Source organism: uncultured Thomasclavelia sp. (genome assembly GCF_944324745.1).
Classification (GTDB): domain Bacteria; phylum Bacillota_I; class Bacilli_A; order Erysipelotrichales; family Coprobacillaceae; genus Thomasclavelia.
Genome location: NZ_CALUXO010000092.1, coordinates 1 through 19945, shown reverse-complemented (window position 1 = coordinate 19945; position 19945 = coordinate 1). Strand labels below are relative to the sequence as shown.

19 protein-coding genes and 1 pseudogene are annotated in these 19945 nt (G+C 31.1%); 4 read left to right on the top strand and 16 right to left on the bottom strand.

Annotated features, from left to right (window positions below; all coding sequences use genetic code 11):
* The first annotated feature begins 30 nt into the window (after nucleotides 1-30).
* Nucleotides 31-1767, top strand: coding sequence for a M3 family oligoendopeptidase (locus Q0K54_RS13035; protein WP_294581882.1), 1737 nt, complete (start codon nucleotides 31-33; stop codon nucleotides 1765-1767).
* Nucleotides 1768-1824: 57 nt separating this feature from the next.
* Nucleotides 1825-2208 carry a CoA-binding protein gene (locus tag Q0K54_RS13030; RefSeq protein ID WP_294581880.1) on the top strand — a complete coding sequence of 128 codons (384 nt, stop codon included), beginning with the start codon at nucleotides 1825-1827 and terminating at the stop codon, nucleotides 2206-2208.
* A 156-nt stretch (nucleotides 2209-2364) separates the two neighbouring features.
* On the opposite strand, the gene Q0K54_RS13025 is transcribed toward Q0K54_RS13030, so the two are convergent.
* Nucleotides 2365-3120 carry an exodeoxyribonuclease III gene (locus tag Q0K54_RS13025; RefSeq protein ID WP_294581878.1) on the bottom strand — a complete coding sequence of 252 codons (756 nt, stop codon included), beginning with the start codon at nucleotides 3118-3120 and terminating at the stop codon, nucleotides 2365-2367.
* 141 nt (nucleotides 3121-3261) lie between these two features.
* On the opposite strand from Q0K54_RS13025, the gene Q0K54_RS13020 reads away from it, so the two are divergent.
* On the top strand, nucleotides 3262-3732 hold the full coding sequence (locus Q0K54_RS13020) for a TspO/MBR family protein (RefSeq protein ID WP_294581876.1): 471 nt from the start codon (nucleotides 3262-3264) through the stop codon (nucleotides 3730-3732).
* Nucleotides 3733-3781: 49 nt separating this feature from the next.
* Here Q0K54_RS13020 and Q0K54_RS13015 read toward each other — a convergent pair whose 3' ends face one another.
* The 4 genes from Q0K54_RS13015 to Q0K54_RS13000 form a co-directional block, all read right to left on the bottom strand.
* Entirely contained in the window at nucleotides 3782-4189 is a 408-nt protein-coding gene (locus Q0K54_RS13015) for an MG284/MPN403 family protein (RefSeq protein ID WP_294581874.1), read from the bottom strand.
* Between the two features lie 68 nt (nucleotides 4190-4257).
* Entirely contained in the window at nucleotides 4258-4992 is a 735-nt protein-coding gene (locus Q0K54_RS13010; protein WP_294581872.1) for a tyrosine-protein phosphatase, read from the bottom strand.
* A gap of 57 nt (nucleotides 4993-5049) precedes the next feature.
* Entirely contained in the window at nucleotides 5050-5694 is a 645-nt protein-coding gene (locus Q0K54_RS13005; RefSeq protein ID WP_294581871.1) for a TatD family nuclease-associated radical SAM protein, read from the bottom strand.
* 15 nt (nucleotides 5695-5709) lie between these two features.
* Nucleotides 5710-6519 (bottom strand): pyridoxamine kinase, encoded by an 810-nt coding sequence (locus Q0K54_RS13000; RefSeq protein ID WP_294581869.1) that lies wholly within the window; start codon nucleotides 6517-6519, stop codon nucleotides 5710-5712.
* A gap of 164 nt (nucleotides 6520-6683) precedes the next feature.
* On the opposite strand from Q0K54_RS13000, the gene Q0K54_RS12995 reads away from it, so the two are divergent.
* Nucleotides 6684-7274, top strand: coding sequence for a peptidylprolyl isomerase (locus Q0K54_RS12995; RefSeq protein ID WP_294581867.1), 591 nt, complete (start codon nucleotides 6684-6686; stop codon nucleotides 7272-7274).
* Between the two features lie 35 nt (nucleotides 7275-7309).
* Here Q0K54_RS12995 and Q0K54_RS12990 read toward each other — a convergent pair whose 3' ends face one another.
* From Q0K54_RS12990 to Q0K54_RS12940, 11 genes and pseudogenes are all read right to left on the bottom strand, one after another.
* Nucleotides 7310-8203, bottom strand: coding sequence for a haloacid dehalogenase-like hydrolase (locus tag Q0K54_RS12990; RefSeq protein ID WP_294581865.1), 894 nt, complete (start codon nucleotides 8201-8203; stop codon nucleotides 7310-7312).
* Nucleotides 8204-8318: 115 nt separating this feature from the next.
* Nucleotides 8319-9755: a proline--tRNA ligase gene (proS, locus tag Q0K54_RS12985; protein WP_374011465.1), complete on the bottom strand. Its 1437-nt coding sequence runs from the start codon at nucleotides 9753-9755 to the stop codon at nucleotides 8319-8321.
* 66 nt (nucleotides 9756-9821) lie between these two features.
* On the bottom strand, nucleotides 9822-12857 hold the full coding sequence (locus tag Q0K54_RS12980) for an AAA family ATPase (RefSeq protein WP_294581863.1): 3036 nt from the start codon (nucleotides 12855-12857) through the stop codon (nucleotides 9822-9824).
* Nucleotides 12847-13983 (bottom strand): exonuclease SbcCD subunit D, encoded by a 1137-nt coding sequence (locus Q0K54_RS12975; protein WP_294581861.1) that lies wholly within the window; start codon nucleotides 13981-13983, stop codon nucleotides 12847-12849. Before Q0K54_RS12975 ends, Q0K54_RS12980 begins: the two co-directional genes overlap by 11 nt.
* 10 nt (nucleotides 13984-13993) lie before the next feature.
* Nucleotides 13994-14398 carry a GNAT family N-acetyltransferase gene (locus Q0K54_RS12970; RefSeq protein WP_294581859.1) on the bottom strand — a complete coding sequence of 135 codons (405 nt, stop codon included), beginning with the start codon at nucleotides 14396-14398 and terminating at the stop codon, nucleotides 13994-13996.
* 114 nt (nucleotides 14399-14512) lie between these two features.
* Nucleotides 14513-15016 (bottom strand): shikimate kinase, encoded by a 504-nt coding sequence (locus Q0K54_RS12965; protein WP_294581857.1) that lies wholly within the window; start codon nucleotides 15014-15016, stop codon nucleotides 14513-14515.
* A 9-nt stretch (nucleotides 15017-15025) separates the two neighbouring features.
* The gene (pheA, locus tag Q0K54_RS12960; RefSeq protein ID WP_294581855.1) at nucleotides 15026-16144 is read right to left on the bottom strand and encodes a prephenate dehydratase; all 1119 of its coding nucleotides are present in this window, start codon (nucleotides 16142-16144) and stop codon (nucleotides 15026-15028) included.
* Nucleotides 16145-16147: 3 nt separating this feature from the next.
* Complete coding sequence (gene aroC, locus Q0K54_RS12955; protein ID WP_294581853.1) at nucleotides 16148-17218, bottom strand: chorismate synthase; 1071 nt, start codon at nucleotides 17216-17218, stop codon at nucleotides 16148-16150.
* Nucleotides 17196-18476 (bottom strand): 3-phosphoshikimate 1-carboxyvinyltransferase, encoded by a 1281-nt coding sequence (aroA, locus tag Q0K54_RS12950; protein WP_294581852.1) that lies wholly within the window; start codon nucleotides 18474-18476, stop codon nucleotides 17196-17198. Before aroA ends, aroC begins: the two co-directional genes overlap by 23 nt.
* A 1-nt stretch (nucleotide 18477) precedes the next feature.
* The gene (aroB, locus tag Q0K54_RS12945; RefSeq protein ID WP_294581851.1) at nucleotides 18478-19536 is read right to left on the bottom strand and encodes a 3-dehydroquinate synthase; all 1059 of its coding nucleotides are present in this window, start codon (nucleotides 19534-19536) and stop codon (nucleotides 18478-18480) included.
* Between the two features lie 20 nt (nucleotides 19537-19556).
* Nucleotides 19557-19945, bottom strand: a pseudogene (locus Q0K54_RS12940) (3-deoxy-7-phosphoheptulonate synthase); the annotation flags it as partial.

The following is a 19945-nucleotide window of genomic DNA, read 5'->3' as shown; positions in this document are numbered from 1 at the left end:
TTATTGGTATAATAATGGCGAGGTGATTTAATGAATGAGTGGAATTTAGATAAGTTATATCTTTCTTTTAAAGATGAAAAATTTATCAATGATTTTAAAAATTTAGAAATAATTCAAAAACAGATAAGTCAATATCGTAATTCTAAAGATATTCAAGCTTTAGAAAACTATATCAAGGATTCAATTAAAATGAACGAATTAATTGAAAAGCTATCATGCTATATCAGTTTAACTTTATCTGTTGATACTACTAATGAACTAGCTTTAAAATTTAGTGATCAGTTAGATAATTTACTAGCTGGTTTTGTTGAAGAAGATGTTTTAAACAAACAATGGATCGCATCATTTGACTTAAATAACATCGATAGTCAAGTCATTAAAGATCATTTATATATTTTAACTGAAATTCAAAACCAACAAAAACATACCCTTGATAAAAACAGCGAAAGTATTATAGCTCATATGCAAAATACAGGAAGCAGTGCTTTTGCTAAACTAAAAGATCAGGTTGTTTCAAGTATCGAAGTTGAAATTGATAATAAAAAATATCCATTAACTGAAGTATTAAACATGGCCTATGATAAAGATAAAAACGTAAGAAAAAAAGCTTACTTGGCAGAAATTGCCGCTTATCAAGATTATGAACAAACCATTGCAGCATGTTTAAATGGTATTAAGGGCGAAGTTTTATATACTACCAAACTTCGTGGCTATAAAGATGAATTACAACGAACTTTGATCAATTCACGAATGTCTAAAGAAACACTAGATGTTTTATTAGCGACCATGAAAGAGAATCTAAATGTCTTTCGTGATTATTTAAAAATTAAGGCCCAGCATTTAGGATATCAAAATGGTCTTCCCTGGTATGAATTATATGCCCCTGTTGTAAATGATGATAGTCAGTATCCTTATTTACAGGGATGTCAATTTGTAGTAGAACAATTTAATACTTTTTCTAAACATTTAGGTGATTTTGCTTTAAAAGCTATCAATGAAAACTGGATTGATGTTTATCCTCATAGTGGCAAAGTTGGTGGTGCTTTTTGTTGTAATTTACAAAGTATTAATGAAAGTCGTTTTCTTTTAAATTATGGTAATAACTTTTCTGATGTAATTACTATGGCCCATGAACTAGGACATGGATTTCATGGTGAATGTTTAAAAAATGAAACTATCTTAAATAGTGAATATCCAATGCCGATTGCCGAAACAGCTTCGACATTTTGTGAAACTATTGTCACTAAAGCAGCTTTAAAAAATGCTGATAATAAAACTAAACTGGCACTTTTAGAAGACGAACTTTCAGGGGCTACCCAAGTAATTGTTGATATTTATTCACGATATTTATTTGAAGCCAACTTCTTTGAAAAAAGAAAAACAGGTGCTTTATCAGTATTAAAAATTAAAGAATTAATGCTTCAAGCTCAAAAAGAGGCCTATGGTGATGGTTTAGATCCAAATTATCTGCATCCATATATGTGGACCTGGAAACCCCACTACTATGATGCAGGATATTCATTTTATAATTTCCCATACGCCTTTGGCTTATTACTGGCAAAAGGATTATATTCTATATATTTAAATAATAAATCTGATTTTGCTACAACTTATGAAAAATTATTATCATTGACTGGTAAAATGGATTTAGAAGATGTTTGTTTAAATGTTGGCATTGATTTAAAAAATCAAAATTTCTGGCAAGCATCAATTGATACATTTAAAGAAGATATTGAATTATACCGCCAGTTACTTCTAGAAGTCTAATTATTAGACTTCTATTTTTTTTATTGATATAATATTAAAAAGATAAGGAGAAAGAGTATGGAAGCAAAAGATGTATTAAACCAATATCAAAACTTTGCCGTGATTGGAGTTACTACCAATCAAGAAAAATACGGTTACAAAATTTATCAATGTCTAAAAAAATTAGGAAAAACTGTTTATGGAGTATCTCCAATTTATAAGGAAATAGATGACGAGACAACTTACCCTAATTTAACAGCCATCAACCAAAAGGTCGATGTTGCTGTCTTTGTTGTTAGTCCAAAATTTGGCAAGGATTATGTTGTAGAGTGTCATAATTTAAAGATTGATAAAATCTGGTTGCAACCAGGTACCTATGATGATAATCTAATTGATTTAATTAAAAGATATAATTTAGAATATTACCCAAATTGTGTTCTCGTTGAAAGTGAAAAATTATAACTATAGCGATAAAATGCAATCAGTTGCCTGATTGCATTTGTTATTTTTTGATTTTTTGATAAAAGACACACATTAGAAAAAAAGTTACTAAACCTAAAAGAATATAGACTGCTAATAAAGTTATTGGTGTCATCTTGCAATTTCTCCTTTACACCACTATAAATCTATTTCTAATCCTACAGGACAATGATCACTTCCCATTATATCAGTATAGATATAAGCTTCTTTAATTGAATCTTTTAAATCATCAGAAACAATAAAATAGTCAATCCGCCATCCTGCATTATTCTTACGCGCGTTAAAACGATATGACCACCATGAATAGATTCCGGTTTTATCTGGGTATAGATAACGGAAAGTATCAATATATCCATTATTTAACAATTGTGTCATCTTTGCTCGTTCTTCATCAGTAAAACCAGCGTTTTTACGATTAGTTTTAGGATTTTTTAAGTCTATTTCTTGATGTGCGACATTTAAATCACCACAAAGAATTACTGGCTTGTTGGCTTTTAAAGAATTTAGATAATTTAAAAAGTCATCTTCCCATTGCATACGATAATCTAGTCGTTTTAACTCAGTCTGGCTATTAGGGGTATAACAATTGACTAAATAAAAATTTTCATATTCTAAAGTTACTACCCGTCCTTCTTGATCATGTTCTTCCTTGTATATTCCATAATGACAATTTAAGGGTTTAACTTTACTAAAAACCAAAGTTCCACTATACCCTTTTTTAACAGCACTGTTCATATACGTATGATAGCCATGTTTTTCAATTTCAATTTGACCTTCCTGCATCTTGGTTTCCTGAACACAAAAGATATCAGCTTGACTGTTAGTCAAAACGTCATAAAATCCTTTATTAATACAAGCTCTAATTCCATTTACATTCCATGATATTAATTTCATTTTCTTACCTCTGTTACCATTATACATGAAAGCCTTTCCATGTAGAAGTGATTTTTTTCTAATTTAGAAAATATTTAACATTATTTTATCTTTTAATTGCTTAAACACATATTTTTTATTATTTTGTCTATAATAATAACGGTGATCGAATTGAAAAAATATAAATATTTAATTCTAAATATTATCATTGCTTTAGGAGTTGGTGGTCTCAGCGCTTTAGTTACCTATAATTCCATGTCGTTGTACCAAAATATTAATAAGCCTGATTTAGCACCACCAGGGTTTATTTTTCCCATCGTTTGGAGTATTTTATATATCTTAATGGGTACTTCCAGTTATCTGTTGCATCGCAGCGACCATCCAAATAAAGAGACAGCTCTGATTATTTATTATTTCCAATTACTAATTAATTTTTCCTGGCCCATTACTTTTTTCAACTATCAAAACTACTTATTAGCTTTAGTTATTTTATTAGTTTTAAATATTTTAATAATTTTATTAATTAGACTTTCATATCCAATCAAGCCACTGTCTGCTTATTTATTGCTTCCTTATCTAGCCTGGACATTATTTGCCCTTTATCTAAATTTTTGGATCTTCATCCATAATTAAAAACATATGCCCCACTATTTTAATTTAAATAATGGGGTAATTTTGTTCTTTAAGAAATATTAACATAAAACAATATTTCTTCTAATGCTCTAGTTTTCATCCGATAATATGTCGCCCGACTATAATAATCGTTCCACCAATTGCTATCTTTTCTTAGAATAAATTCGTTATTAATAATAATTTGACTTTCAGGTGAAAGGGCATTGATTACTATTTCAAAAGCCGCAATTAGATTTTTTAGATCATCTTTATCATCAATACGACGATTTAATCTTTCAGCAATCGAATTATTTCGATATGTTCTTTTAGTTTCTCGAATAACACTCGATGAAACAGTCGGATAATAAGATGTATTCTCCAAACAAAATAATTTTAATTTAGCTCGATGATACTGTCGAAATAAATTTTCAACAGCTTCTTGTTTCTGTTTAAACGTTAGCTGTCCATTTTTCTTCATAAAAAAACCTCCTATTTAACTTATACATCGACAAATAGGAAATTTCTTTTTATTAATTATTTTTTTCTTTAAATCGTAAAATTTTCAATTATTTCTTCAATTTTGTCAATTTCTAATCCACATTGCACTAAATACTCTTTAGCACTACCATAGTTTTCACGTAAATAATCTAAAAATTTCATCATCATCTTCGGTGATGATTCCAAAAAAGCCCGATTATCTTCATCAACCAATTCTTCCAATTTTCTCATAACTTTAAGATTATTTTCATAAGATTCCGAGTAATCTTTAACAATATCATATTCATGACATCCAACTAAATCCAATAATAAAGCCGAAATAACTCCAGTACGATCCTTACCTGCCGAGCAGTTAAATAATATCGCATTATAGGGATGTTGATAAAAAATTTCAAAAACTTCTTTAAACTGGGCTTTATTAGATTCCAGCATAAAAATATAAAAACCTGATAAATCATGATAATTTCTAATTTCACTAGGCAAAACATTCAAGTTCTTGGCCTGTAATAAATTAACATGATAATATTCAATGTCTTTGTATCCTTTTAAAGCACTTGGCTGTTGTTCTAGTTCAAAATCGCTACGCAAATCAACTTGAACTCGAATGCCATAATCATATAAATACTCTTTTTCCTTAGTTGATAAATGACCAGGATTAGTGGAACGAACAAATTTATGACTTTTAGTATAATAGCCATTTTGTGTCTCATAACCACCTAAATCACGAATATTAGTCATGCTTTCAACATCTAATAATCTTTCTTGTCTACTTAATTGCATCATTTTTCTTTTACCTCACTGGTCTTAATTTTAACATATTTAAACCAGTGATACAAATTTCTAAACCTCAAAAGGACGTACGCGCAGTGTAACTTGTAAATCATCAGCAATCTTTTGACAGGCTGCAATCTTTTGTTTGCCAATTATATCAACCACTGTTAATACAACATTAGGAACATAACTTTTACATTTAAAAGCAAAATCTAACATCTGATCAAATGATTCAATACCATATGCTGCTCTAGTTAACTGATAATACTCTTCTTTGTCAGGAGCATTTAAACTAATTGACACTGTATCGATCAATCCTTTGAAATCAGCAGTAATATCACGTTTTGCATAGACATTAGCTAAACCATTAGTATTAATTCTAATTGGCAGATCTTTTTGATTATCTTTTAGATAACGAGCAACCTCCATTAAATCATCGTAACGAATCAATGGTTCTCCAAAACCACAGAAAACTACTTCTTTGAATTTTTTTAAATCATATTTTTTAAATTCATCAATGATTTGATTAACTGTGGGTTCTTTTTCTAACCACAAAGAATTTTCTTCAGCCATCTCTTTAGTATTACGCAGACAAAACGTACAGGCACAATTACAACGATTAGTACTATTAACATAGCAGGTAATACCACTATAATCAGCTAATTCTTTAATATCGATATAACTGTTTTTATTTAATGTATATAAAATAACCATTTAAAATTCCTCCTATTATAATTCTTTTAAAAACGGCTCAAAACATAATCCTAGATGATTATGAGCACCAATTTTTTGACTATATTCAATACACTTATAAGCAAAATCTGCCGCTTTTTGAACACAATCAAAAAAACTTAAGCCATTCATGTAACTTCCAGCAATCACACCACTGATTAAATCACCAGTCCCACTACGATCATCACCGATTCGTTTTACTTTAATAATTTTATAACCATGATTACGATCATAGGCAAAATTTATAATATTATCATCTTGATTGATTCCCGTAACTACTATTTTTTCTGGTCCCAAATCAGATAATTTTTGGCACATTTGTTCCAATTGATGAGCATCAATATTTTCATCATATTCTTCTTGCAACAGAGCATATAATTCTGTCAAATTAGGTGTCATAATCGTTGCATATGGAATTAGTTCCCGCATTTTAGCCTGCATTTCTTTAGTATAAGTCGTATAAAGCTTTCCATGATCACCCATAACCGGATCAACTAAAATAAACGTATTTGGTTGCTTAAAAGTTTTAAAAAAATCAATTACGATATCAATTTGCTTAGCTGATCCTAAAAAACCAGTTACAATTCCATCAAAAGCTACTTTCATTTTTTTATAAGTTAAAATATAATCAGACATCCGATCTGTATAATCATCAAAATAATACTCCGGATGATATGTATTTACCGATAATATTGCTGTTGGGATAAAGACACATTCAATTCCCATTACTGAAATCACTGGTAATTGAACTGCCGTTGAACAACGACTATATCCCGTCACATCATTTATCAATGCAATTCTTTTCATCACAAACCTCCTTAATTGTCTTATATTTTAACACAAATTTAATACATTTAATCATGACAGTTTTCACTATTTTTATCTAGACAGAAAAATGTTTAAAAACTAAAGTAGATATAGACAATCGATTATAGTTTTTTGTATAATTAACAAGAAAGGATGTAGTTTAAATGAAAAAAATAATAACATTGATTACTATTATGATGCTGGCAGTTGGTGTTACTGGTTGTAGTAATAATAATGATGACAGTGAAGAATTATTAAGCGGAAATCATCATGTTGAAATTGATGTTCAAGATTATGGTGTCATTAAAGTCGAATTGCAAGCTGATGAAGCACCGATCACCGTTACCAATTTCATTAATTTAGCTAATGATGGTTTTTATGATGGTCTAACATTCCATCGAATCATTGATGGCTTTATGATTCAAGGTGGCGATCCAAATGGTGATGGAACTGGTGGTTCTGATGAAACGATTAAAGGAGAATTCAGTGAAAACGGTGTTGATAATCCTTTAAAACATACTCGTGGAGCTATTTCAATGGCTCGTTCATCTGACTATGATAGTGCTAGTTCCCAATTTTTTATCGTCCATCAAACATCTGAATATCTAGATGGTCAATATGCCGTTTTTGGCTATGTTTATGAAGGTATGGATGTTGTTGATCAAATCGCAACAACAGTTCCGGTAACTGATAGTAATGGAACGGTCTTAAAAGAAAATCAGCCAGTTATTACTTCAATTAAAGTGATCGATTAAAAAAGCTATTTGAGCATTTGCTCAAATAGCCTTTTTTAACGGTTGATTGAAGAAGCAATTTTATGATATGTCCAACGTTTACCGCGAATAGCAATTGATAATGCCATAATATTTTCTGGTAAAGCCATTCCACACCATCCAGCATCACCAATATGTTGGATATCGACACCACAGCGTTTATTCATTAATGCAATTTCTCTAATTGTTTGTTCATCAGCACCTTCTTGGCTCGTTCCGATGGCACTTAAAGATAAAGCACCATGTTTTTTAATAAATTGACAAGCTTCAGTTAATGTTTGTTCGCTTAATCCTGGTACAGTATTTACCGCAGGCATTAAAATAACATCAGCTCCAGCATCAATAAATTCTTTAATACTGTCTAAATCAACTAATGGTTCATCTACTCCAGCGGCATGCATCTTACCAGCAATGATCAAACCATTGAAATTTTCCTTAGCAACTTTAATACATTTAGCGATTGATTTATTAGTAACTCCAGTTCCTGGATTTCCTGTTAAACAGATAAAATCAAATCCTAATTCTTGAGCTTTTTGAATTGTTTCTTTAGTTGCTTGACGACCACTAGCAATAACATGACGTGTTTCCATCATTTTGGCATCCAAATCAATTGGTTCCAAATTACAACCAACAGGACGTCCAATTAATCTTTTTAATTCTTTTACTGGTTCATCAGTATTTTCAATTCCGTTGATAACCGGATTATTACAATCAAACACATTTAATAAAACCATGTCTGATCCAAATGAAACAGCTAATTCGGCATTAGTCAAATCTCCAAGTAATGGTGGAATAGCGACCACTGTTTCTGTCATAACTGTTCTTCCTTCACATGCTAAAATTGACTGTTTTAATTCAGCACCATTCATTGCTAGTGCTTCACTACTAGTACAATTTAATAATCTCTTCATCTTTTAATTCCTCCAAATATCTAATTCATATTAATATTATAACGCTTTCGATAGAATAAAGAAACATTATTATCTTTTTTTCAAAAACTAAAAAAAGATACGAAAATTTCGTATCTTAATATGCTTTAGCAAAGTAAACAACTTTTTTAGCTGGTTTACCACAAACAGGGCAAACATCACCAAATGGTTCTTCGTCTTCTTTGATGCAGCGACTAGTAGCAGTAGTATCATTTTTGATCTTGACTTCGCATTCTTCATCACCACACCACATCATCTTAACGTAACCACCTTTATTTGCGATAATTTCTTTAAATTCATCATAAGTATTAGCCTGATGAATATTTTCATCACGGAATTTTAAAGCTTTTTGATACATTTCATCATGAATTTGATCTAATAGCTGTTTAATAGTGTCTGATAAATTATCATCTAAAGTATAGTTAGCTTTGATACCATCATTTCTTTTGGCAATAACACAAGTATTATTTTGAATATCTCGTGGTCCAATTTCAAGTCTTAAAGGAATACCGCGCATTTCGGCATCAGAGAATTTCCATCCTGGTGTTTTATCACTAGCATCAACTTTAACACGAATACCAGCATCTTTTAACTGTTGCATAATTTCATTAGCTTTATCTAGTACTCCTGGTTTTTGTTGCTGAATTGGAATGATCATTACTTGAATTGGGGCTACTCTTGGTGGTAAAACTAAACCATTATTATCACCATGAACCATAATGATAGCTCCAATCAAACGGGTAGAAATACCCCATGATGTTTGATATACATATTCTAACTTATTTTCACGAGTTAAAAATTTCATATCAAAAGCTTTGGCAAATCCTTGACCAAAATAGTGGCTGGTTCCTGATTGTAATGCTTTTCCATCATGCATTAAAGCTTCAATTGTATAGGTAGCTTCAGCACCAGCAAATTTTTCTTTTTCAGTTTTACGACCAGTAACCATTGGAATAGCTAATAAATCACGAGCCGTATCTTCATAGATTTTTATCATCTGCAAAGTTTCATTTATAGCATCTTCTTCAGTGGCATGAACGGTATGCCCTTCTTGCCATAAAAATTCAGATCCGCGTAAAAATGGTCTTGTTGTTTTCTCCCAACGGACAACAGAACACCATTGATTGTATAATTTAGGTAAATCTCGATAAGAGTTGATGATTTTGGCATAATGTTCACAAAATAATGTTTCTGATGTTGGACGAATTAATAAATTCTCTTCCAAATCATCATATCCCCCTTTAGTAACTACAGCACATTCAGGAGCAAACCCCTCAACGTGATCAGATTCTTTCTGTAATAATGATTGGGGAATCAACAACGGCATATAAACATTTTCGTGACCAGTTTCCTTAAATTTTTTATCCATATACTGTTGGATCATTTCCCACATTGCATAGCTGTAAGGACGATAAATGATAAATCCCTTGATACTACTATAATCCATTAATTCCGCTTTACGGCAAACATCAGTATACCATTGGGCAAAGTCATCTTCCATTGCAGTTATAGCATCATTTTTCTTATTACTCATTATTTCTCCTCATTTCATTATAATCTGCAACTATTTTACTATTAAACGCTCTGTTTGGCAAGCTAGTTATTCAATAGTAATCTTAGTTTCTTTATTCAATCTAGTTAAAACAATCTTTTGATCAATTCTTTCTTTTAATTCCGTTACATGCGAAATAATTCCAATCAGCTTACCTTCTTGTTGTAAATCTACTAAACAATTGATTGCCTGATCTAAAGATTGACTATCTAAAGAGCCAAATCCCTCATCAATAAACAAAGTATTTAGTTCAATCCCTCCAGCATGATCTTGAATCATTTTCGATAATCCTAGTGCCAGTGACAAAGCTGCTTTAAACGACTCACCACCTGAAAGAGTCTTGACATCTCTAAGCATGCCACTTTCCATGTCTAAAATATCTAATTCTAACCCCTGTTTACCAGCTCCTTTAGAACGATTATCACGACGATACAATTGATAACGGCCTTGAGACATTCTTTTTAATAATACATTGGCATAATACAAAATATTTTCAAAATAAGCTGCTAAAACATAACGTTCAAACGAGATTCGATACTCATTTTTACCCGAAGCAATTTCACTTAAATCGAGATAGCATTGATATTCTTCATGGTTTTTAGCTAACTGCTGGTCTATTGTCAAAATATTTTCAATCGTATTTTTTAAATGATAAAAATTAGCTTTTTGTTCATTTAAAGTTTTAGTTGATTGCTCGACCTGTAAATTTAATTCATTAATTTTATCTTGATACCCTTTTAAATCAACCATTTTTTTCTCTTTTAATTCATTTTCCAAGTGTTCAATTTGAGTATTTAAACTCTTGGTAGTTACTAAATAATCCTGATATTGTTTTTCTTTAGTTTCTAATTGGGAAATCAAATCAATAATTTCAAGAAAATCTTTTTCTTGTAAAAAATATTGCTGCAGTTTTTTGGTATATTCATTAAGGTATTCCTGATACTTTTTCTTTTCTTCCCCTAACTGTTTTTCAATATTTTGATATTGCAAATCCAACTGCAAGACAATTTCTTTAGTTTCTAAATATTGTCTATTAGTTTTATCAATAAATTTATTAATTTTAGAAATTTCTTGATTTAATAGATCAATTTGATTTTCTATTTTTTCTAAACTATATCGCTGTAAGTATTCGTTTTTAACATTACGACCGATAATTTGATTAACTTTTGCAGAATATTCATTTAACTGATTTTGATTTTTCAAAATATTTTGTTGTAATAAAGTAACATCTTCTTGATATTTAACAATACTTTTTTGTAATTTCTTTAAATAGATAATCTCCTCATTGATCTTCTTACCATCTTCCAGTAATTGCTTTTCATTTTGATTGATCGAACCTAATACACGAATAAATACCTCTTTACCTAATTCATCTTCAATTCCCAGTCTCATAGCATCTTCATCCAAATGCTTTTTTAATAATTCGGTTTCTTGTTGTTTTAACATTAAATCATTAAAAACTTCGTCATGTTGTTTTCGAAACCGTTCAAAAACTTGTTTAGCCTGTTTTAGATCTTCATGATCAATTAAAGCACCTTCTTCATATTTGGCTGGTGCGGGATGATGCAAAGCACCACAAACGGGACAAGGTTGGTTATCTTGCAGCTGACTGGCTAAAATTCCAGCCTGACTAAGCCGATAACGACGCTCGATATCATCATATTTTTTCTTTTCATTTTGGTAAGTCTTTTCAACTTCTTCGTATTTTTCTCTTAGCTCACAACAATTATAGTCTGCTAAAACATAATTATCATACTCGCTATTTAAAGCATGAATTTCAAGTTTTTTACGATGCATTTTTTCATATTCTTGATTTGCTAATTCATATTTTGTTTTTAACGAATCTAATCTAGAAATATTCTTACTATCTTTTTCAATGACTTTTTGATATTTCTGTAATTTATTTTCTAATTTGGTATTTTGGTTTGTTAAATCCTGACATAATTTTTCTAATTTAGTCTGTTGCTTAAGATCATTTTGATAATCGATAAATAATGTTTTTGTTTCTAATTGTTGTTTTAATTCTATCTGTTTATTCGATAATTGATTTCGATATTCGGGAATTTTTTGGTATTCTTGTTCCTGAATGACTAATTTTGATTTATTTTCATCTAGTTTTTGGCTTGTTTGTTCTAATTGTATTTGAAGTTGTTTGGTTTTCTGTAGACTATTAGTTGTTTGAATATAATCATTTTTTAACAGCTGGGCTTTTTTCAAATCATCAATTTGTTTTTTTAATTGTAGATAATATTGTTGCTGCTCTTGATATTGTTTTTGTTTAACCTTCAAAGAAGTCAACTGTTCAAAACGTTCATTGATTAATACATGAAAATTATATTTTTGATTAATCTCATTTAATTGTTGTTGTAAAGTTTCATTAGTTTTACATGTCTTATCTAATTGTTTACTTGCTTGTTTTAAATATTCATTCAAATCTGCACTTTGATCATCTAAATGGAGATTTTGATAAAATAAATCACGTTGCTTAAATAACAAATCATATTTCGTTTTATAATCCTTAACTTTTTCTTTTAACTTTTCTTGTAAATATTCGAGCTGATCGGTTTTAAATAAATTTCTTAAAACTCGTTCTCGGTCATCACTAGTTGCATAAATCAGCTTAGTAAACTCACCTTGAGCAATCATAACAATTTGTTTAAATTGCTTATCATCAATACCTAATAAATTTTTAATCTTCGCATTAACTTCTTTGACTCCTTCTATCAATTTGCCATCAGGAAGTTTTAATAGAGCACTAGGCTGTTTAGGAGTTTTTCTTCCGGGAAGCATATATCTAGGATTACGTTTTACATAATAAATTTGATGATGCAATACAAATTCCAGTTCGACAAAAGTTGGTGTATCAACTGCTGCCTGATCACTACGAAACTGTTCACTACTACGCTCACTACCACTAGAAACACCATATAAAGCAAACATAATAGCATCAAAAATCATCGTTTTTCCTGCTCCAGTCGGACCTGTAATTAAAAATAAACCATTATCATAAAATGATTCAAAATTAATTTTTACCATTTGATGATAAGGACCAAAAGCCGACATGACTAATGTTTTAGGCAGCATTTTCATCACCTCCTGCTAAGATATCCGTAATTATCTGTTTAGCCTGATCACTTAAGTTTTCACCTTTGATTTTTTGATAAAACTGTTCAAATAATTCTACCGAATTTAATTTTTCAAATCCTGAATCAGCCTTAGTTAAATTATTAGTATTTTCTAAAGTATTTAATCTTGCATAAGTAATTTGTAGAATATTCATAAATTTAGTTCGCAAATAGTCAATAGCATTAGGAATCAAAGTTTGATCTTCTAATTCAACGGCAATAAAATCATGATGATTACTTGGATAATCATCAGCCATCAAATCAGCAAATTTTCCCTTAATCTTAATTAGATTCTGTTTTGGCTTTAAAGAAACTAATTTAAAAGTAGTTTCTTTATCATTGATCGTTACATCAACAATACTTTTTTTCTGATCAGTTTCATCAAAAGAATATGCCATTAAACTACCGCTATAACGAATAGTATCTTTCGATACTTTTTGGCTGGCATGAAGATGTCCTAAAGCCACATAATCAAACTGCTTGATCAATGAAACATCAATGATCTCACTGCCACCAACATTTAAAATAGCCTCACTTTCACTACGAACAAGCTCATGATTACCAGCTATAAATTGATGTGTTATTAACACATTAGTTTGATTAAAATCAATGTCCTGGTTTTTTAGATAAGTAGCGAAAGCTTCTTGATAAGTCGTAATTTTATCATCATTATATAAATAACGAATATAGGATGGTTTGAAAAACGGTACTAAATAAAAATTAACACCATCAATAACTATCGGTTTAATTTTTTTTGCCGGATATGCTTCTATATATAACCCTTCTTGTTTTAACAAACCACTAACAAAACTTAAGCGACTGGCACTATCATGATTACCAGCAATCATAAGAACTTTTTTATGATGCTGTAAGACTACTTTGGTTAAAAATTCATTTAATACTGTTACTGCTTCACCACTAGGAATACTTCGATCATAAATATCACCAGCCATCACTAAAACATCAATGTTATTATCGATTAGATATTGGCAAACCTGGTCAAGCAAATCACTTTGAATCTCTAGTAAATTTTGCTGATAGATCATCTTTCCTAAATGAATATCGCCTATATGCACAAATCTCATCATATCACTCCTATAATTTTAATAAATATATTTCTTTTATTCTTTCATCGTCTTTAAAGTCTTTATAATATTGTTTCGGAATCGCTTTAGTTTCTAAATATTGGGCATGTAATTTTTTTATTGTCTTTTTAGAGGCAATATTATCAGGTGAGCAGGTTATTATTAATTCATTAAATCCTAATTCTTTAGCAATTGGTTTAATTAACATTACTGCCTGATAAGCATAATGATGTCCTCGGTATTCTGGTTCAATCGTATAGCCAATATGACCATCATAATAGCGTTCCTCATTCGTTCCTTCACGCAAAACAATTTTCCCGACTATTTTTGTTGCTACTTCAATTAAATAAATATAATAGGGTTTCCATCCTTTCGGCAACCCTTGATTTACATAAGTCTGTTTTACTAATTTCATCATAATCACCTATTTGACATTATAACATACTTTCAAAGACCACTGCTATGTTAATAACACTTAATAGTTGGTATTATTTTTAAAGATATAAAAATGGTAGTAATTTGAATACTATCATTTTACTACCATTGAACTAGAAATTGAAATAATTTCATCAACTATTTCTTCTAACGTGCCATCATTGATTAAATGATAATCACAAGCATCTAAATATAACTGATGTCTTTGTTTATCTAAATCATAAAGTTTCTGTGGTCCTTCTTTTAATAAAGGGCGTGATGCGACATGAACATCTTCTACAATATTTTCAATCGGACGGTCAATATAAATTATGATGCCGTTACTTTTTAAATATTCAATATTTTCTGATTTTAAAATGACACCACCACCAGTAGAAATAACATGACCATGTAGTGACGCTAATTCTTTACAACATTCTGTTTCATTATTTCGAAAATAAGCTTCACTAACATCAAACATCTCATTGATAGTCTGATTAAATTTATCAACGATATATTCATCGATATCAATAACTGGCCAGCCAAGTTTTTCACCAAGCATTTTAGAAATTGTAGTCTTACCACAACCCATGATACCTATTAGAACAATATTTTTCATTTTAACCCCCTAAGCGTGCTGATAATTTCCAATAACTCGTAATGTCAAACATTTAGTTTTCATCTGTTCTATTGCCAGTTTAACATTATCATCATGTAAACTACCTTCAAAATCAATATAAAAATAATATTGCCAATACTTATCTTTAATTGGCCGTGATTCAATTCTTGATAAATTAATATGGTGATCTTTAATAGTTTTCAAGATTCCTGATAAACTACCAACCTGATGTTCTAATGTAAAGACAATGCTGACTCGGTCAGTGTTTTGATGATCTTCTAATTGCTTACCAAAAATAATAAATCGAGTATTGTTGGTTTGTTCATTATGAATATTTTCTGCTATGACATCTAAATTATATAAACTAGCAGCAATCTTACTAGCGATAGCCCCTTTAGTAATATCATGACTTTCACTGACAAATTTAGCTGCTGCAGCCGTATTAGAGAAATCATGAGTGGTAATTGATGGATGCTCACTAATAAAATTAGATGATTGCATAATTCCTTGGGGATGACTATAAACATCTTTGATATCGCTAAGCTTCGCCCCTTTAATACCTAGTAGATGCTGAGTGATGGCTACACTGTGTTCCCCAACGATATAAAAATCATAATCACGAACTAAATCATAATTATCATTAATAGCTCCAGTTGATGAATTTTCTAATGGCACGATTCCATAATCAATTTGATCATTTTTTAAAGCCTCGTAAACGTCTTTAAAATTTTCATAATTACAATTATCAACATCACCAAAATATTCTAACATCGCCTGATGAGCAAAAGCACCGGGTACACCTGCATATCCCACTTTAATCGGACCACTTTTACGAGTCGCTAGATGATAAACGTCCTTTAACGGAATAAAAGTTGCCTGATAGCTTTTTCCAACATCCATTATATCTTGAACAAACTCGCGAGCATACTCTTGAAGTTTAGAATTTTTTAGGCGGCCGACATTTTTTTCAATTACTTCATGTTCGCGCTGCGGTTGAAAGATTTCTAAATCATGAGCTAATTTATAAGTAACGACTTCTTTACTAAGACTCATTCGCTGTTCAAATAATTTAATCAACTGTTGATCAATTTCATCTATTTCTTTTCGACATTGTTTTAAATCTTTCATCTTTTACCTCACTAAATCTAAAATTGCCAGTGCCGCCATTGCTTCAACAACTACAGTTGCCCGAAAAACAATACAAGGATCATGACGACCTTTAATTTCTAAAGTTGTATTTTGATGATGTAAAACATCGATAGTCGTTTGTTTTTGACCAATTGATGGAGTTGGTTTAATGGCAACATTAAACACAATAGGCATTCCATTAGATATCCCACCAATTATACCTCCGTTGTTATTAGTGGTAGTTTGTACCTGATCATTATCGTCAAAGTAATAGCAATCATTTGCTTCACTGCCATACAATTCACTGATTCTATCATTTCCAAAGGCCACAGATTTAACAGCTGGAATTGAAAAAAGTAAGCTCGATAAATGGCTTTCAATCGAATCAAAGAATGGATCTCCATAACCGGCTTTTAAACCAATAATAGCACATTCAACTTTTCCACCAACAGAATTAAGACTCATTCTAGCTTGATCCACAGTATCGATCATTTTTGGATAAATATCCTGATTTAAAACAGGATAATGTTGTTTTGATAAATAATCTAAGGTTTCTAATGATAGACGTTGATCAAAATATTCATCATAGACATCTTTGATACTTAAAATATGGGCTCCTACATGGATTCCTTTTTGCGCTAAGATTATTTTTGCCACAGCACCGGCAAAAACAATTGGAGCCGTAATCCGGCCTGAAAAATGACCGCCCCCACGGACATCATTAAAGCCATGATATTTAACATAAGCTGGATAATCACTATGGCCAGGACGCATTTTTTCTTTTAAGATTGAATAATCTTTAGAGTGCTGATCACTATTATAAATCATAGCACAAAGTGGCGCTCCGGTAGTAATTCCATCTTGTAAACCACTGATAATTTCCACTTGATCTGCCTCTTTACGACTGGTAGACATTTTATCTTGACCAGGTGCTCTTCTTTTCATCTCATGAGCAACAAAATCAAAATCAATCTTGATGCCACTAGGCATATTTCCTAAAACAATTCCAATTGCTTTTCCATGTGATTCACCAAATATCGTTATTTCAATCTTATTTTTCCATGTCGATGACATCAACAATCCCTCCTAATGACTGATAATCTTCCCAAAAACTTGGATAAGATTTTGCAACACATTCTTTGTTATCTAAAACGATTGGTTTTTTAGCTCTAGTAGCTGCAATTGCTAGCATCATGGCGATGCGATGATCATTATAAGTACAACAATTACCACCAGTAAAATAATCTACCCCAGTAATTTCCATACCTTCTGGTAACTCAACAATCTGTCCCCCAATTTGATTAATTTGCGAAGTGGTTGCTTCAATTCGATCACATTCTTTAATCCGTAGTCTTCCAGCATTAATAACTTGACTTTCACCTTCAGCCAATGATAAGCCAACTGCTAAAACAGGAATAACATCAGGGCATTGACTGGCATCGACTTCGATTGCTTTTAATGTTTCAGCTCTTACTTGAATCCCCTGGGAATTTTGTTCAATTTTAGCTCCCATGGCTTTTAGATAATCTAAGATCATCTTATCGCCTTGCAGTGAATCTAAATTCAAATCTGCCAAAGTTACCTCACTACCTAAAGCCCCAGCCACTAAAAAGAACGCTGCTTGAGAAAAATCTGCTTCAACGCGATAATCATGAGCGTGATATGTTTGATTACCAGTAATAGTAAATGTTTCATAATTATGATTAATTACTTTTATTCCAAATTGATTTAAAACTTGTAATGTCAAATCAATATAACCTTTAGACTCTAACGGTGAAGTAATAGTAATTGTTGAATCTCCATCCAATAACGGCAGTGCAAATAGCAATCCCGTAATAAATTGTGAGGAAATATTGCCAGGAATTTCAAAATTACCTGGCAGTAATTTTCCTTCAATATGTAAATCAAGAATATCTTTGTGATAAGTATAATGAATATTTTGCAAATCAAAAATATGATAATAAGTATCTAATGGTCGTTTACCTAAATTACCACGTCCAGTAAAATGAACTTGATTTTCATTTACAATAGAAATTGGTACCATGAATCGTAACGTTGATCCCGATTCCTCACAATCAATAAATGATTGTTTTTTGGTATAAGTAGTAGAACCATCGATAATTAAATAATCATCATATTGTTTGATCTTAGTTCCTAATGATTCCATTGCTTTTATCGTCGCCTGAATATCTTTAGAATACTCAATATTATCAATTCGACTTTCCCCTTTGGCTAAACTAGCAGCAATGATTGCCCGATGGGCCAGTGATTTAGATGGAGGAACCTGAATTGTCCCTTTTAATTTAGTTGGTGTAATTTTAATTGACGTCATTTTATATCTGTTCCTTTGCTTTAATTAATGAATAATCACTTTGATAAACATAGCTGTCACCAATATCGTGCAACAATACTAAAGAGAGTTTTTTATTAATATTTTTCTTATCCAAACTAATAGCCTCAATCAGTTGTTCTGTTTTTACATGACTAACTGTTGGCAAGTGATATTTTTGACATAACTCCTGTATTTTAACGTGTAATCCCTTTGGTGACAAATCGTTATCTTCAGCAATTTTAGTTAATTGAACCATCCCAATAGCCACAGCTTCACCATGAGAATATTTTTCATAATGGTAAAACTGTTCCAAGGCGTGTCCTAACGTATGACCAAAGTTTAACACTAAACGATCTCCAAAATCAAACTGATCTTTTTCAACTACATCTCTTTTTATATCGACACAACGATAAATAATTTTATCAATATCTTGATATAAGGCCTCAAAATTATCGTAACTATTTAATTGATCAAAAAGTGCTTTGTCCTTGATACAGCCATATTTGATTACTTCAGCCATTCCATCATAAACAAACCGTTCTGGTAATGTTTTTAAAGTTTCTGGATCAATCAAGACCATTTTAGGATGATAAAAAGCCCCCACTAAATTCTTTCCTGCAGGTAAATCAACCGCAACTTTACCCCCAACTGAAGAATCCACTTGAGCAAGTAAAGATGTTGGAATTTGGACAAATTTGATTCCTCTAAGATAAGTTGCAGCCACAAATCCTGCTAAATCACCAATCACTCCGCCACCTAAGGCAATGATCAAATCAGTTCTGGTCAGTTTGAAGTCTAATAACGCTTTATATAGCGATGGCAAAATATCAAACCGTTTTGATTGTTCTCCATGAGGAACTGTTACATGATCAACTAGATAATCATTTTGTAATACTGTAGTTAGTAAATTCCCATAATAACTATAAACCTGATCATCTGAAATAATCATGATCTTATTTCCTTGATATATTTGTTTAATATATTGATTAGCTTGACTTAATATTCCTTTTTCAATATAAATTGGATAACTGTTTTCTTTTAAAGATACTTTTAATTCCATCGCTACATCTCCTTAATTAATTATAATTTTTTACCAACAACTGGTGCAATCTGAGCAACTTGTTTAATTAATTTTTCATATTTTTCTGGTCTTAATGATTGTGGTCCATCACATAAAGCTTTTTCTGGATCATTATGAACTTCTACCATCAATCCATCTGCTCCTGCAGCTATGGCTGCCTTGGCCATTGGTTCAACTAACCACCATTTTCCTCCAGCATGACTTGGATCCACTACTATTGGTAAATGTGTCAATTTCTTGATTACTGGTATCGCCTGTAAGTCTAATGTGTTTCTAGTATAGCTTTCAAATGTTCTAATTCCTCGTTCACATAAAATGACATTTGGGTTACCACTAGCCATGATATATTCAGCTGACATGATCCATTCTTCGAATGTAGCACTCAATC

Bases quoted from the DNA above. Each gene is read 5' to 3' on its own strand.
- Q0K54_RS13030 (WP_294581880.1), top strand. From the start codon at position 1,825: ATGGAAGCAAAAGATGTATTAAACCAATATCAAAACTTTGCCGTGATT.
- Q0K54_RS13000 (WP_294581869.1), bottom strand. From the start codon at position 6,519: ATGAAAAGAATTGCATTGATAAATGATGTGACGGGATATAGTCGTTGT.
- proS (WP_374011465.1), bottom strand. From the start codon at position 9,755: ATGAGTAATAAGAAAAATGATGCTATAACTGCAATGGAAGATGACTTT.
- Q0K54_RS13035 (WP_294581882.1), top strand. From the start codon at position 31: ATGAATGAGTGGAATTTAGATAAGTTATATCTTTCTTTTAAAGATGAA.
- Q0K54_RS12965 (WP_294581857.1), bottom strand. From the start codon at position 15,016: ATGAAAAATATTGTTCTAATAGGTATCATGGGTTGTGGTAAGACTACA.
- aroB (WP_294581851.1), bottom strand. From the start codon at position 19,536: ATGGAATTAAAAGTATCTTTAAAAGAAAACAGTTATCCAATTTATATT.
- aroA (WP_294581852.1), bottom strand. From the start codon at position 18,476: ATGACGTCAATTAAAATTACACCAACTAAATTAAAAGGGACAATTCAG.
- Q0K54_RS12975 (WP_294581861.1), bottom strand. From the start codon at position 13,983: ATGAGATTTGTGCATATAGGCGATATTCATTTAGGAAAGATGATCTAT.
- Q0K54_RS12980 (WP_294581863.1), bottom strand. From the start codon at position 12,857: ATGCTGCCTAAAACATTAGTCATGTCGGCTTTTGGTCCTTATCATCAA.
- Q0K54_RS13010 (WP_294581872.1), bottom strand. From the start codon at position 4,992: ATGATGCAATTAAGTAGACAAGAAAGATTATTAGATGTTGAAAGCATG.
- Q0K54_RS13005 (WP_294581871.1), bottom strand. From the start codon at position 5,694: ATGGTTATTTTATATACATTAAATAAAAACAGTTATATCGATATTAAA.
- Q0K54_RS12995 (WP_294581867.1), top strand. From the start codon at position 6,684: ATGAAAAAAATAATAACATTGATTACTATTATGATGCTGGCAGTTGGT.
- Q0K54_RS13025 (WP_294581878.1), bottom strand. From the start codon at position 3,120: ATGAAATTAATATCATGGAATGTAAATGGAATTAGAGCTTGTATTAAT.
- Q0K54_RS12970 (WP_294581859.1), bottom strand. From the start codon at position 14,398: ATGAAATTAGTAAAACAGACTTATGTAAATCAAGGGTTGCCGAAAGGA.
- aroC (WP_294581853.1), bottom strand. From the start codon at position 17,218: ATGTCATCGACATGGAAAAATAAGATTGAAATAACGATATTTGGTGAA.
- Q0K54_RS12990 (WP_294581865.1), bottom strand. From the start codon at position 8,203: ATGAAGAGATTATTAAATTGTACTAGTAGTGAAGCACTAGCAATGAAT.
- Q0K54_RS13015 (WP_294581874.1), bottom strand. From the start codon at position 4,189: ATGAAGAAAAATGGACAGCTAACGTTTAAACAGAAACAAGAAGCTGTT.
- pheA (WP_294581855.1), bottom strand. From the start codon at position 16,144: ATGAAAGATTTAAAACAATGTCGAAAAGAAATAGATGAAATTGATCAA.